The 13,463-nt window shown below is 73.9% G+C and carries 13 protein-coding genes and 1 pseudogene; 5 read left to right on the top strand and 9 right to left on the bottom strand.

The features are described 5' to 3' along the window. Positions 1–19: 19 nt before the first annotated feature. Complete coding sequence (locus tag ACFVFS_RS39260) at positions 20–856, bottom strand: LysR family transcriptional regulator substrate-binding protein (protein ID WP_380629803.1); 837 nt, start codon at positions 854–856, stop codon at positions 20–22. Between the two features lie 58 nt (positions 857–914). Here ACFVFS_RS39260 and ACFVFS_RS39255 point away from each other — a divergent pair, with 58 nt between their 5' ends. Together ACFVFS_RS39255 and ACFVFS_RS39250 are read left to right on the top strand one after the other, a co-directional pair. After that, on the top strand, positions 915–1,349 hold the full coding sequence (locus tag ACFVFS_RS39255; protein WP_380629802.1) for a DUF5997 family protein: 435 nt from the start codon (positions 915–917) through the stop codon (positions 1,347–1,349). A gap of 262 nt (positions 1,350–1,611) precedes the next feature. Continuing rightward, complete coding sequence (locus ACFVFS_RS39250; protein WP_380629801.1) at positions 1,612–2,256, top strand: transglycosylase family protein; 645 nt, start codon at positions 1,612–1,614, stop codon at positions 2,254–2,256. Positions 2,257–2,303: 47 nt separating this feature from the next. On the opposite strand, the gene ACFVFS_RS39245 is transcribed toward ACFVFS_RS39250, so the two are convergent. Further along, entirely contained in the window at positions 2,304–2,720 is a 417-nt protein-coding gene (locus tag ACFVFS_RS39245) for a cupin domain-containing protein (protein ID WP_380629799.1), read from the bottom strand. A gap of 369 nt (positions 2,721–3,089) precedes the next feature. After that, complete coding sequence (locus ACFVFS_RS39240) at positions 3,090–4,103, bottom strand: MBL fold metallo-hydrolase (protein WP_380629798.1); 1,014 nt, start codon at positions 4,101–4,103, stop codon at positions 3,090–3,092. Between the two features lie 290 nt (positions 4,104–4,393). On the opposite strand from ACFVFS_RS39240, the gene ACFVFS_RS39235 reads away from it, so the two are divergent. From ACFVFS_RS39235 to ACFVFS_RS39225, 3 genes are read left to right on the top strand one after another with little or no spacing between them, the layout of a single operon-like run. Beyond that, positions 4,394–5,488: an ABC transporter substrate-binding protein gene (locus tag ACFVFS_RS39235; RefSeq protein ID WP_380629796.1), complete on the top strand. Its 1,095-nt coding sequence runs from the start codon at positions 4,394–4,396 to the stop codon at positions 5,486–5,488. Between the two features lie 39 nt (positions 5,489–5,527). Then, positions 5,528–6,403, top strand: a complete 876-nt coding sequence (locus ACFVFS_RS39230; protein WP_380629795.1) for a helix-turn-helix domain-containing protein — start codon at positions 5,528–5,530, stop codon at positions 6,401–6,403. Next, positions 6,361–7,188, top strand: a complete 828-nt coding sequence (locus ACFVFS_RS39225) for a GNAT family N-acetyltransferase (RefSeq protein WP_380629794.1) — start codon at positions 6,361–6,363, stop codon at positions 7,186–7,188. The genes ACFVFS_RS39230 and ACFVFS_RS39225 overlap by 43 nt, the downstream gene beginning before the upstream one ends. A 222-nt stretch (positions 7,189–7,410) precedes the next feature. Here the strand turns inward: ACFVFS_RS39225 and ACFVFS_RS39220 are convergent, their stop codons facing one another. From ACFVFS_RS39220 to ACFVFS_RS39195, 6 genes and pseudogenes are all read right to left on the bottom strand, one after another. Beyond that, a complete protein-coding gene (locus ACFVFS_RS39220) occupies positions 7,411–7,848 on the bottom strand; it encodes a DUF6228 family protein (protein ID WP_380629793.1) in 438 nt (145 codons plus the stop codon). Positions 7,849–8,059: 211 nt separating this feature from the next. Further along, the gene (locus tag ACFVFS_RS39215) at positions 8,060–8,788 is read right to left on the bottom strand and encodes a hypothetical protein (protein WP_380629792.1); all 729 of its coding nucleotides are present in this window, start codon (positions 8,786–8,788) and stop codon (positions 8,060–8,062) included. Positions 8,789–8,895: 107 nt separating this feature from the next. Beyond that, positions 8,896–9,348, bottom strand: coding sequence for a hypothetical protein (locus tag ACFVFS_RS39210; protein WP_380629791.1), 453 nt, complete (start codon positions 9,346–9,348; stop codon positions 8,896–8,898). Between the two features lie 184 nt (positions 9,349–9,532). Further along, positions 9,533–10,885, bottom strand: coding sequence for a M64 family metallopeptidase (locus ACFVFS_RS39205; protein ID WP_380629790.1), 1,353 nt, complete (start codon positions 10,883–10,885; stop codon positions 9,533–9,535). A gap of 74 nt (positions 10,886–10,959) precedes the next feature. After that, positions 10,960–12,861, bottom strand: a complete 1,902-nt coding sequence (locus ACFVFS_RS39200; RefSeq protein WP_380629805.1) for an amino acid transporter — start codon at positions 12,859–12,861, stop codon at positions 10,960–10,962. 389 nt (positions 12,862–13,250) lie between these two features. Continuing rightward, a pseudogene (locus ACFVFS_RS39195) lies at positions 13,251–13,463 on the bottom strand (haloacid dehalogenase); the annotation flags it as partial.

Here is a 13,463-nt window from a genome sequence, read left to right as displayed (position 1 = left end):
GGCCCGGAGGCTCCCCGGGTCAGCCGCGGCGCTTCGGGCGGCCGCGGCGGGCCGCCGCCGCTCCACCCGCGGAGGAGGAGCCGGAGCCGCCGCGGGGACGGCCGCCGCCGGCGGCGGTGCGACCCGTGGCCGGCCGGCCCCCGGTGGCCTTGCCCTTGCCCGCGCCCTTGCCGGCGCCCCGGCCCGCGTCCTTCCCGGAGCCGGACTGCTGCTTCGCCGGCGGCTGGGCCGCGACGGCGGTCTGACCGCGTCCGCGGGAGCTGTTGACCGTGCGGCCACGCACGATGCCGATGAACTCCTCCACCAGATCGGAGGTCCGGTCCTCCAGCCAGGACAGCGCCACCCGGGACTGCGGGGCGTCCGCCATCGTCCGGTAGGTGAGGTCGCGCCGGTGGTGCAGGCGCGCCAGCGACTGCGGGACGAGGAGCACGCCGACGCCCGCCGCGACCAGCTCGATCGCGTCCGCCGTGGTCGCCGGGCGTTCGATGGCGGGCCGACCGGGCAGCTGCTCCCACTCCAGCGTGTCGTCGAGCGGGTGGAAGACCACGTCCTCGGCGAGGTCCTCGACGGTGACCTCCTCGGCCGCCGCCAGCCAGTGGTCCTTCGGGAACACCACCACCGTCGTCTCGGTGTACAGCGGGATGGCGCTCAGACCGGTCCGGTCGACCGGCAGCCGCACCAGCCCCGCGTCCGCGTCGCCCGCCCGCAGCGTCGGCTCGCCGTCGGCGGCCTCCACCGCGACCAGGGCCAGCGGAACGTCCGGCAGCCGCTCCGACCAGACCCGCGCCCACTTGCCGGGGGTCACGCCCGGGACGTACGCCAGTCGGAACGAGGGTGTCACCTGCATCTCTGTCACCCGACCAAGGCTACCGACCGTGACAGCGGGCGTCGGCCGCTCGCTTACCCTGGTGACCATGACATCGCTCAAGCAGAAGACCACCCAGACCATGAAGCCGGCCACGGCGGCGAAGAAGCTCGGGGTCTACCTCGGCGCCACCCCCGCCGACTTCCAGTCCGGCGTGATCTCCCGCGAGGAGCTCACCGCCCTGCAGACCGAGCCGCCGCAGTGGCTGCAGGACCTGCGCCGCACCGGCCCGCACCCGCGGTCCGTGGTGGCCTCCCGACTCGGCGTCTCGGCGTCCGGCCTGGCGCGCGGCGGCATCACGGAGGCGCTCACCACCGAGCAGATCGAGGAGCTCCGGGAGGAGAACCCGGAGTGGCTCCAGCGCGAGCGCACGATCCAGGCGGAGGTCCGCAGGGAGACCGTCCGGGTCAAGGAGAAGCAGGAGAAGGAGGAGAAGCGGCGCCAGCAGGCCGCCGCCGCGGCCGCGCGGCAGCAGGCCCGCTGACCTGCGGCTTCACCGCCTTTTCGAATTCGCTCCACCCCCGGCCTCCCGGCGTTCGCGCCGGGGGGCCGTCGTCTGCCCGGAACGCCGCCCGACGGCGGGGGCGGGGCGGGCAAGGGCCGGGGGCCGGCCGGGTGGTGGCGCGGGGCCGGTCGGGTGACCCGGCCGACGTGTCGGCGGCGGAACCGCGCCCCCGGCGTGCGTCGGTGGGAACGCGCCGCTCCCCGAGCGGCACACGCCCTGTCCCCGGACCTGAGAGCCGCCGATGCCCCCCACCGCGCACCTGCGCCGCCTGCTTCCCACCGCCGCCTGCACCCTGGCCGCCGCCGTCCTCGCCGCCCCCGCGGCACACGCCGCGCCACCGGGTCGGGGAGGTGGGGCGGGCACCGATCGGGGGGCCGTGATCGACTGGGACCGGGTTGCCGCCTGCGAGAGCGGCGGAAACTGGAGGATCAACACCGGGAACGGCTACTTCGGCGGCCTCCAGTTCGACCAGTCGACCTGGCGGGAGAACGGCGGCCTCGCCTACGCCCCGCGCGCCGACCTCGCCAGCCGCGAGGAGCAGATCGCCGTCGCCGACCGCCTCGCCGAACGGCGCGGGCTCAAGCCGTGGCCGGTCTGCGGCGCCCGCGCCGACCGTACCAGCGAGCGGCCGAAGGCCGGCACCCGGCCGGTCCACGTGGACCCGCCCGCCGACGAGGAGGAGACCACGAGCGGGACGCCCGCCGCGCCTCCCCCCTCCGGCGGATCCGGCACCTGGACCGTTCGCCCCGGCGAGACCCTCGGCAGCATCGCCGAGCGGTTCCGGATCCCCGGCGGCTGGCCCGTCCTGTTCGAGCGGAACCGGGACCTGGTCGGCGAGGACCCGGACCTCATCCACCCCGGCCAGGAGCTCGACCTGCCGCTCTGACGCCCCGCCCCGTCCGAACACCGCCCCGCCCCGGGAGCGGCCGCCCGTCAGCCCACCGTGGGCTGCCAGGGGCCGCGCTCGGGGCGGGCCTCCGTGGTGGAGCCGTCCGGCCAGGGCGGCATGGTGACGGCGACGATCCGCAGCGGGCCGGGGCTGTCCTCGTCGGCCCGGAACTGGAAGGCCGTTCCCAGCGGCACCGAGACCGACGTCCCCACCCGCAGCGCGTCCACGCTCTCCCGGCCGGACTGCCGCCGCCAGATCCGCCCGCTGCCGCCCGTGACGTGCCAGAGCTCCTCGACGGTGGTGTGCGACACCGCCCGGGTCACCGCGCCGGGGGCGAGTTCGAAGACCGCCTGGCTGCCGAGGCCGTCCAGGACCAGCAGCGGCCGGACGACCGCGCCGTCCGGGGCGAGGACCACCGGGCCCTCCCCGGCCTCCATGGTGCGGAACGGCTGCTCACCCATGCCCACCCGACCCCTCTCGGTACCGACGGCGCCCCCGGCCCGCCCCATGGAGCCGATGGGACCACACCCCCGGCCCCACCGCCAGGGCGCCGGAGGGGGCCGTGGAAGCCGTGGGCCCGACCGCGGCCCCGCCGGCCCCGTCGGAGCAGCGGAGGCCCTCACCGTGATCAGGAACGACGCAACACCGCCCCGCGCAGGCACCGCCTACGGAGCCGACGGGCCCCGGCCCCGTCGGACCGCTCTGGACCGTGGGAGCCGAAGTCGGCGACGCGTCGGGCCCCGTCGCCCGCGTACGGCACTGGCAACGCCGTGGCCCGCCCCCTGCCGGACCGGGCGTGCCGCCGGAGAGCGCCCAGCAGGCCGCAGGCCTCAGCCGGTGGCCGCGTCCACAGCCCACGGCCGAACGAAGGGCCGGTTGAGGTGGGCGGTGGCGAGCACCGCCCCCGTACGGCGGGCGTCGTCGAGGAGCTGCTCACGGCTGCGGCGGGCCGTCACGGGATCCGCCTCGAAGGCGTAGCGCACGGTCGGCGCGACCAGCTGGACGGCGTGCACCAGCACGTCGCCGGTGACCAGCAGCCGGTCGCCGCCGCCCTCGACCAGCACCGACTGGTGGCCCGGGGTGTGCCCCGGGGTCGGCAGCAGGGTGACCGCGCCGCCGGGGCGGGTCCGGCCGGCGAGCACCGTCCGGCCGTCGACCTCGGTCAACCGCCCGGCGCGGAGCAGCGGTTCGACCACGTAGCGGCGCGCCGTGCGGGTCGGCCCCAGCGCCGCGACCTCGGCGTGCTGGACCAGGTAGCGGGCGTTCGGGAACACTGGAACGCCCTCCGAGGTGACCGACCAGCCGTAGTGGTCCTCGTGGAGGTGGGTCAGGACCACCGCCTCGACGTCCGCCGGGGCGATCCCGGCCCGCGCGAGCACCGCGGGCAGCCTGCCGGGGACGGGTGCCCAGCCGGAGGCCGGACTGCCGACCGGGCCGATGCCGGTGTCCACCAGGGTGACCCCGCCGCCGGGGCGGCGGACGGCGTAGCAGCGGAAGTCCGGCTCCCAGGTGTCACCGGTGCCGAACGCCGCCGGGTCCAGGCGCCGGGCGCGCTCCCAGTCGGCGGCGGTCGCGTCGGGGAAGGCGGCCTGCCGGGTCCCCGGGAACGGGCCGTGCGCGTCGAGCAGTGCCAGCACCTCGTAGCGGCCGAACCGCCGCACGGCGACGGCGGAGCCGGTGGGCGTCGCGGCGAGGGCCGGAGTCGCACCGGCCGCCGACCGGAGCGCCACCGCGCCGGCGAGGGCGAGCGCCCCGCGCAGCACCCGGCGCCGGCCGGGCACGGCGCGGTCGGCGGACGCCGTGGAAGGGACGGAGGGGACGGAGATCGCGGTCGGATCGTTCATCGGGACTCCTCGGGCGGGGCGCGGGCAGCACGGGGGCCGACGGACCGGGTCGGCGCCCCGACCCCCGTACGGGGCGCCGACCGCCTCCACCCTCCCGCCGCGCCCGCCCCCGCGGCTTGTCGTTTCTTGCGCGATCCGCTCCCGCCCGGGCAAGCCGCCCCGCGCGGGCCGCCGTTAACGGCTTGCCTCCCGGCGGCGGCCGTGGATGCAATGTCCGGAATGATCACCGGCCCCGGCACCCTGCGGTCCGGGCCCGGTGCCACCGACTCGCCACACGGGAGACGCCGACGATGAACACACCGCCCCCACGACCCGAAGCAGTGGAGCCGTCCGGAGGAGCGCCCGTCCGGATCGGCGCCCTCGTCCCGCTCACCCGGCCCGGCTGGGTCGAGGCGGGCCGGCACCTGCTCGCCGGAATCGAACTGGCCGTGGACGAAGTGAACGAGGCCGGCGGGATCGGCGGTCGGCCGATCGCCCTGGTGGTGCGGGACACCGCGGCCGACCCGCAGCGGGCCGCGGCCGCCGTCGACGAACTGGCCGGCCTGGGCGTGGCCGCCCTCGCCGGTGAGTACCACAGCGTCGTCGCCCGCACCGTCGCCGCCCGGGCCGACGCCCTCGGGCTGCCGTACCTCTGCTCGTCGGCGGTCCTGGACGCCCTCACCGAACAACCGTCCGAGCTGGTCGCGCGCCTCGCCCCGGCGCAGTCCCACGGCTGGCGGATCTACGCGGACTTCCTGCTCGGTGCGGGCCACCGCCGGATCGCCGTGGCGGCCGAGCCCAGTGTCTACTGGGCGTCCGGGACACGGATCCTGCACGACCGCCTCACGCCGTACGGCGGCACCGTCGTCGAGCTCGACGCGCGCGCCGCCGATCCCGCCGCCCTGTGCGACGCACTCGCCGACAGCCGGGCGACGGCCCTGCTCCTGCTGGCCGGCACCCCGGAACCGGCCGTGCCGATCGTCCGGGCCGTCCGCCGCGACCCGCGCCTGCCCGGACTGCTGATCGGCGCTCCGGCCGGGCAGCCGGAGTTCGCCGCCTGGCGGACGCTGCTGGGCGGTGACGGCGCCGCGATCCCGTTCCTGCGCTACCTGCCCGCGCGCCTCGGACCGCTCGGCGCGCGCGTCGGGACGGCCCTGCGCGAGCGGCTGGCCGAGGCCCCGTCCTTCGTCGCCTTCGAGGGCTACGACACGATCGCCGTCCTCGCCGAGCTGCTGCGCTCCCCGGGCGCGGACTGGGACCGCGTCGCGGTGGACGGCACCCGGGGACGGGTCCGGTTCTCCCGTGCGCCGGGCATCGGCGTCCGGCAGTGGGTCTGGCCGCCGGTGCAGGTCGTCGACCGGGATCCGGCGGATCTCGACAACTTCCGGACCCTGCACACCGGTTGAAAAGGGGAGGCGATCGGCGGCAGTGGGTAGGGTTCGGGCATGCCGGTGGAGCGCGCGTGCCTGTTGAGCGGGGACGACCTATATGTCGCCGACGTCTCCTGCCAGGACCCGCCGCACGGGTGGACGGAGCTGCGGCCGGCGCCGGTGTTCGGGCTGGTGCTGGTGCGGCGCGGGATGTTCCGGGGGCGGGCCGACGGGGTCGACCAGGTGTTGGACGCGGCCTGCGTCTACGTCGAACGGATGGGCTGCGAGCAGCAGTTCGCGCACCCGTGCGGCGGTGACCGCTACACCGAGCTGGTGCTCTCCGAGCCGCAGGTGGCCGACCTGCTGGGCGGCGATCCGGAGGTGCCGCACGGGCTGGTGTTCACCACACCCCGGATGGCGGTGGCCCACCGGCTGCTGACCGCCCGGGCGCGCGACGGCGCGGACTCCTTCGAACTGGCCGAACGCACCCTGGCCTTGGCGGGCGAGGTGCTGTCGGTGCTGGCGCCGGCGGCCCGGGTCGAGAGCGGCCGGCCGGTCCGGGACGCCGAGCGCCGGCGGCTGGTGGACGCCGCGCGGGCGGCCCTGGCGACCGACCTCGGGCTCGGGCTGGACCAGCTCGGGCGGGCCGTCGGCTGTTCGCCGCACCACCTGAGCCGGATCTTCCGGGCGGCGACCGGCGAGGGGATCGCCCGCTACCGCAACCGGCTACGGGTCGCCCTGGCGCTGGAGCGGCTGACCGAGGGCGAGACCCGGCTGGCCGCGCTGGCGCAGGAGTTGGGGTTCAGCGACCAGGCGCACCTGACCCGGGTGGTGCACCGGACCGCCGGCCTGCCGCCCGGCCGGCTGCGCGCACTCCTCGGCCCGACCGGCGGGCGTAGGCTCGACGGATGCCCTCCGCCACCTCCCCTGCCGCCCACGCCGTCCCGCTGACCAGCCTGCACGACCGGGCGGTGCTCGCCGACCGCTTCGGCCGCGACCCCGAGCTGCACCTCTTCGAACTCGGCGATCTGGACGAGCCCTTCTGGTCGCACACCACCTGGTACACCGCCTCGTCGGACGGCCCGGTGGCGCTGCTGTACGCGGTCGGGGAGGTGCCGACACTGCTCGGACTGGCCAGGCCCGAACGCGCCGGCGAGCTGGCCGGGCTGCTGCGGGCGATGCGGCCGGTACTGCCCCGGCGCCTGCTCGCCCACCTCACCGCCGGCGGCGTGGAGGCCCTCGCCCCGGACTACCGCGCCGAGCACCGCACGGCGATGCTGCGGATGGCGCTCACCGACCGCACCGCCCTCGCGCCCCACCTCGGACGCGGCGTCGCACCGGTCACACCACTCGGCGCGGCGGACCTGCCGGACCTGCTCGCCCTGTTCGCCGCCGGCTACCCGGGCAACTGGTTCGACGAGCGGATGCCGACCACCGGCCCGTACGTCGGCGTCCGGGACGACACGGGCCGGCTGATCGCGACGGCCGGGGTCCACGTGTCCTCCCCCGAACGCCGGGTGGCGGTGATCGGCAACGTCACCACCCACCCGGACGCCCGCGGCCGAGGCCTCGCCGCCGCCTGCACAGCCCACCTCTGCCACCTCCTGACGGCCGACGGCACCGACCACATCGGCCTGAACGTCCGCGCCGACCACCCCACCGCCCTCCCCCTCTACCGCCGCCTCGGCTTCACCACCATCACCACCTACGACGAAGCGGTCCTCACCGCGACCTGACGACCGGCACAGAAAGGCACCTCCGCCGGTCCAAGCCCGGCGGAGGTGCCACCCGGGCCGTTGTGTTAGCAGACGCCGTGTCCCGCGCAGGTCGTGTCGCCTTATGGGAGGCCGGACGGTGTCCGGTGTGTCGCCTCTCGGCGCATCAGCGTGTTCCTTTGCGGAGCCTGGCGTGTGACTGACGTCACGTCATGTGAGTCCGGGCCACGATTATCTCTCGGCCTATCCCTGCCCGAGGAATGCCCGCAGATCGGCAGCGAGCGCCGTCATCTCCTCGCCGCCCTCGACCACGGTCGACACGGTGCACTCCCAGCCGTTGTTGAAGACATCAGCCCGGAGCGTCCAGCTCACGCGTACGTGACCACCGCGGTTGAAGGTGGCAGCGACAACAAGGTGATTGTTCGTCCAGACCCTCTCGCCGTCCCAGCCGCGGAAGTCCTGTGCGAGGCCGTCGAAGAAGTCGTCCAGCCTGTCCCAGACCGTCACCCCGACGGTCTCGACGCGGGCCTGCACACCGGCATCCGCGGCCTCGACTCCGAAGACAACGTGGTACTCGTCTTCCCTCGCCCAGTCGAACAGTCGTACCCGCGCATCCGGCGAACCCGCTGCTCCGCGAACGTCAAGCTCGACCCGGCCAGAACCCACCTCGATCAGACTCACGCCCGAAGGATACGCATGCAGCCGCAGCATGTCGGCCGTCGGCGTACTCGCGAATGTGCAGAGCCGAGTACGCACGAACCGGCTCTGTCACTGATCTTGTGATGTGGGCGTCTCGCCTGTGAGCCTTGGCGAGCCAGCCCTGGCCGGCCCTGCGGAGCGCCACCGAGATGTGACTGAATCCGAGGAAAGACGATCCGACCGCCTTCTCGTATCACGAAGACTCCCAGTAGAAGCGTCCCTCCAGCCGGTCGGGGCTAAGGAAGCCGAAGCCGTACCCATATCCGAAGTTGAGGAAGTACCTGTCACCATCGTCAGGGCTGTCCTGAAGCCGGATGAAGAAGAGCCACGGCTCCTCGACCTGCGCTGTTGTATGCGGGAACGACGCAGTCCCGCCGAGATACTCCACCAGGTCGGCGCCGAAGAAGTCGACGTCGTCAGGACTGTCGCCGCGCATCAACGCCTCCCACGCCACGTCGCAGGCCACCTGCCGCTCAAGGTGATCCGGCACTGTCGCGAAGTCCACATGGAACTCGACAGGGATCTCCTCTTCGTCGGGGCCCCAACGCCACAGGGTTCGACCGCGGGTGTCGGTATCTCCGATGGACGCGAACGGCGGGATCCGGCCGCCAGGCTGTACGAGCAGTAGGGCGTCACCATCCTGCGGGCCGAGGCCGCCCATAATGCGGCCGTCTTCTCCGATGAAGAGGTACGCGAGCCGGAGCTCGTCCCCAGGGACCGGAAACTGGCCGATGAACACCAGGGGGTGGCCAGTGACCGGATCAACTGGCCAGCAGGGCTCTTCGAGCCAGACCGGCTCGCCACCGAGCTTCGCGACCGGCGCGGTGATGGGCTCGTCCGCTGCCCGGAGTGTCAACGTCAGCCGCGGCAAGAACGCCGCGTCATAGGGGCCGCGCGCCCCCGCAGATGGTCGCGAAAACATGGCGAGAGCCTACGGCTCCGCGATGACAGATCGGGACGGTCTCCCCATGCTCGGCCCGGCCCAAGCCGGCGCGCTTCGACCGATCGGACGCTTCCAATGTCACAAGATCAGCGACAGAGCCCACGAACCTGCAGAACAAGGCAGGCGCCTGAAGGCCGTTGCTTGCCGTTCGAGATGATGGGGGGATGTCCCTTCGCTATTTCAATCAGACTGGCTGGATCGCGATCTTCAACGGCACCGAGACCGAGATCGGTCGCATGGTGCGCGTAGAGGGCTGGGAGCCGACCACCGGGACAGCTCTGGTGGTTGACCGCAAGCGAGGTGCCCTGCGCCCGGTCACGGACTACGAGGACTTCTCTCACCTGGAGCCGGCAGACCAGGTCGTTGCGGAAGTACTTGATCGTCACGTGCGGCTTCGGCATCCGCCGCCTGGCCAGGTTCACCGCCTGCTCGCGTACCTGGTCGCCGTACGCGGTGAGAGCCTGCCGGTACGTGAACGGCATCGCGGACGTGTACTGCTCGTCCTCGGCCCAGCTGTACAGCTGCGACAGCACGCTCACGTGCTGGTTCCAGGTCGAGGCGGCGAACCGCGCCTTCAGCGGCCCGTGTGAGCGGTAGACGGCGTACGCGCTGAGCCCCGACGCAGAGATCGAGCATGCCGACCTCCCCCGCCCGCCAGCGAGCAGCCCTCCCCCGCCGCCAGAAGTCGACCCCGCCGACTTCCCACGGGCCGGTTGGCGGGGGTCAGCGGGTGGTGGGCCAGGTGAGGGTGGTGGTGAGGCGGGAGCGGAGGGCGGGGTCGAGGACGGCGGGGGTGGGGTCGGTGGCGGTGGCGGTGAGGGTGTGGACGCGGTCGCGGGGGCCGGGGAGGGGGACGGTGGCCAGGTTGATCTCGGTGCGGCCGCGCAGTTGCGGGAGTTCACGCCCGTCGACCGACCAGGTGAGGACGGTGCCGGCCACCGGGAGGTCGACGGTGAGGCGGTCGGCGCGGGTGAGCGGGGTGCCGGCCGGGGTGGGGCTGGTGAGCGGGACGGCGTGCCGGTAGAACCCGGCGATCATCGCCTCCCGCCCGGGCAGGTTGAACTCCCGCCCCAGCGAGCGCATGATCGAGTTCTCGGTGGGCCGGTACAGCCCCTTGGGGTAGTAGCCGCCGCCCTCGTAGCCACCGACCACTCCCCCGTCGGGCGAGGTGCGGCCGAGCCACCGGAACCACTTGGCGCGGTCGCGGGCCAGCCGGTCAGCGGTGGACAGGCTGATGTTGGGCTCCTCCGGCTCGCCCAGTTCGGCCGGGTAGACGTCGTCGCCCTCGTAGAAGTACTCGTCGGCGAGCTTGCCGAGCGAGTGGCCGGTCTCGTGCACGGCGATCTGGCCGGCCCTCGCGTTGCCGCCCGCCACGGTGGCAATGCCGTCGTAGCCGAGCGCCGAGGCGACGCTGTAGCCGGCGCCGCCGTACTTGGCGGTGTTGGCGACGACGAGGACGAGGTCGGCCTGCGGGGCCTTGGCGGCGTAGGTCTCGACGGCCTTGGTGTCCACGCAGAGCAGGCGCTCGATGTCCTCGCACCAGAAGTAGGAGCCGAGGGCGGTGTTGCGGACGGTGGCGCGGTCCGGATCGCCGGTGATGCCGGACTCGGCGGAGACGGTGGCGACCGCCCAGACGTTGAACAGGCCCCGGTAGGCGGCGTAGGGCTCGACGGCGCTCAGCTCCCGCCACTTGGCGGCGGCGTCGGCGCGGAACCTCTCCTGCTCGCCCGCGGTGTAGCCGTCACCGATGACGACGACGTCGACCTTGCCCGCCGGCTCACCGCTGCGCAGGACCGCGGTGACCTCGCCGTCCCCGGCGGCGGCGGGTTCGGGCCGGCCGCCGGCGAGGTGCGGGGAGGCGGCGGGCACGGTGGCCCGGCCGATCGAGCCGTCCTCGCCGAACACCTCGACCCGGTGCCGGGCCGCCGCGGCGGCGGCGCCGCCCGAGGGCACGTCCCCGGAGGCGGAGGCGGCAGCGACGGAGGCCGAGGCGGCGGCGACGGCCGGGGCACCGCCGAGGGCGGCGAGCGCGAGGGCACCGGCCAGGGTGATCGAGCCGAACCTGCGATGGCGCACGGGTGTTGCTCCTCTGCGGGCGGGGCCGACGGGTCCGTCATGGTAGGCACCTGACGATCCGTCGGCACAACCCCTCAACCGACGTGTACGCGCGGCCGGTGGGCCGGGTCCGGTTCGGCCTCGCGGAGGACCTCCCGGGTGACGGGCGCGACCTCCCCCTGACCGAACAGGAAGAAGCGCAGGAACTGGGCGAACGGGTTGCCCTCGGTCCACTCGAAGTAGATGTGCGGCTGCTGGCCGGTGCGGTCGCGGGCGGCGAGCAGCAGGGCGGCGAGGGCGTTGGGCACGCTGGAGCTGTCCAGGCTGAGCACCCGGTAGCGGTCGTGCAGGACCTCGCCGCGCACGGTCAGCACCGCCTCGAACTCGGACGGGTCACGGACCGTCACCTCGACGAAGACCAGGTCGTCCTCGGCGGGGATGTCGTTGTGGGCGCGGATCTGGTGCTTCTTCTCCTGGTACTCGGCGAGGTCGCGGCTCTTCGGCTCGTTGGCGATCAGCCGCAGCGGCCGGTGGGTGTAGTCCCGCACGAAGCGCTCGGCGGCCTCGTCGAACACGACGTCGGTGACCCGCAGTTCGAAGGCGCGTTTGAGGCGGGAGGCGAAGGAGACCAGCATGATGGCCGCGATGAAGCAGGCGCCGATCTTCACGCCGTCCGGGCGCTCGGCGATGTTCAGGGCCGTGGTGTACAGGAAGACGGCCGCGATCACCGCGAAGCCGATGGTCCAGCCGTGCTGGCGGGCGGCGCGGGCCGCGATGGTGACGGCGATGGCCGCGGAGCTGATCAGCACCAGGACGCCGGTGGCGTAGGCACCGCCCTGGGCGTCCACGCTGGCGTCGAAGATCCAGGTGACCAGGAAGGCGATCAGGGTGAGCACGATGACCATCGGCCGCACCGCCTTCGCCCAGTGCGGGGCCATGCCGTAGCGGGGCAGGTAGCGCGGCAGCAGGTTGAGCAGGCCGGCCATCGCGGAGGCCCCGGCGAACCAGAGGATGGCGATGGTGGAGAGGTCGTAGACGCTGCCGAAGGTGTTGCCGAGGTACTCGTGGGCCAGGTAGGCGAGCGCCCGGCCGTTGGCCTGGCCGCCCTTCTCGAAGGCCTCCTCCGGAATCAGCAGGGTGGTGATGAAGCTGGTGGTGATCAGGAAGACGCTCATGATCAGGGCGGCGGTGGTGAGCAGCTTGCGGGCGCCGCGGATCCGGCCGGTCGGCTTCTCCTCGGTGTCGTCCGGGTCGCCCTCGATGTGCGGCATGACGGCGACGCCGGTCTCGAAGCCGGAGAGGCCGAGCGCCAGTTTGGGGAAGGTCACCAGCGCGACGCCGATCATCGCGAGGACGTTGCCGTGCTCGGCGGTGAGCGCGTCCGCCCAGTCGCCGACCACGTGCGGGGACTTGAGGACGTGGTAGAAGCCGGTGGCGACGACCACCACGTTCAGCGAGAGGTAGATCGCGACCAGGACGACCGCCAGTCCGATCGCCTCGCTGAAGCCCTTGAGGAAGACGCCGCCGAGCAGGGCGACCAGCACCAGGGTGATGAGCACCTGGCGGCCGGCCAGGGCGCTGTGCAGGTGGGGGTTCTCGACCAGGTGGGCGGTGGCGTCGGCCGCGGAGAGGGTGATGGTGATCATGAAGTCGGTGGCGGCGAAGCCGAGCAGGGCGAGGACGAAGAGCTTTCCCTTCCAGAACGAGAGCAGCCGTTCCAGCATCGCGATCGACCCCTGGCCGTGCGGGCTCTCCACGGCCACCCGCCGGTAGACGGGCAGGGCGCCGCAGAGGGTGACGACGACGAGCACGACGGTGGCCACCGGGGAGAGCAGGCCGGCCGCGAGGGCGGCAATGCCGGGCTGGTAGCCGAGGGTGGAGAAGTAGTCGAGGCCGGTCAGGCACATCACCCGCCACCAGGGGCGGCCCTGTTCAGCAGGGGGCTGGGCGTGCGGGCCGGGGTGCTGCTTGGCCATGTCGGAGAGGCCTTCCAGCAGCCAGGCGCGGAACCGCTGTTCGCGCGGGGCGCCGCCGGCGACCGAGCCGGGGACCGGCGTCCCGCGGTCCGGCCGGTACGGGCCGCCCGCACCGCCCGCGCCGTCCACACCGTCCGCACCCGAGGAAGCCACCCTGCACCCCTTGTCCACGGACCCGAAGCCGTCCGGCCGACGGCAGGGCAACAGGGCGACAGGCTATGCGACCGGGCCGCCGACCTGCGGGAACGCCTCGGCGGTGTCCCCTCATCGGGCCAGTGCGGGCGGCGGCGGAACGGCGGCGGGCGTGCCGGGTGTGCGGGCCGGACGTGCGGGAGCCCCCGGGTGGTTCCGGGGGCTCCCGCCGTCGACGGGCGGACGGTGCGGCCGGCGGTAGGTCCGGCCGACGGAGGTCAGCGGAAGGTGCGCAGCCGGAGGCTGTTGCCGACCACGAAGACCGAGGAGAAGGCCATCGCCGCACCGGCGATCATCGGGTTGAGCAGGCCCGCGGCGGCCAGCGGCAGGGCGGCGACGTTGTAGCCGAAGGCCCAGAACAGGTTGCCCTTGATGGTGCCGAGGGTCCTGCGGGAGAGCCGGATGGCGTCGGCGGCCGAGCGCAGGTCGCC

It is taken from the genome of Kitasatospora sp. NPDC057692 (assembly GCF_042799475.1).
Taxonomy (GTDB): Bacteria; Actinomycetota; Actinomycetes; order Streptomycetales; family Streptomycetaceae; genus Kitasatospora.
The sequence above is the reverse complement of the archived record's forward strand: the minus strand, read 5'-3'. Positions and strand labels throughout refer to the sequence as shown.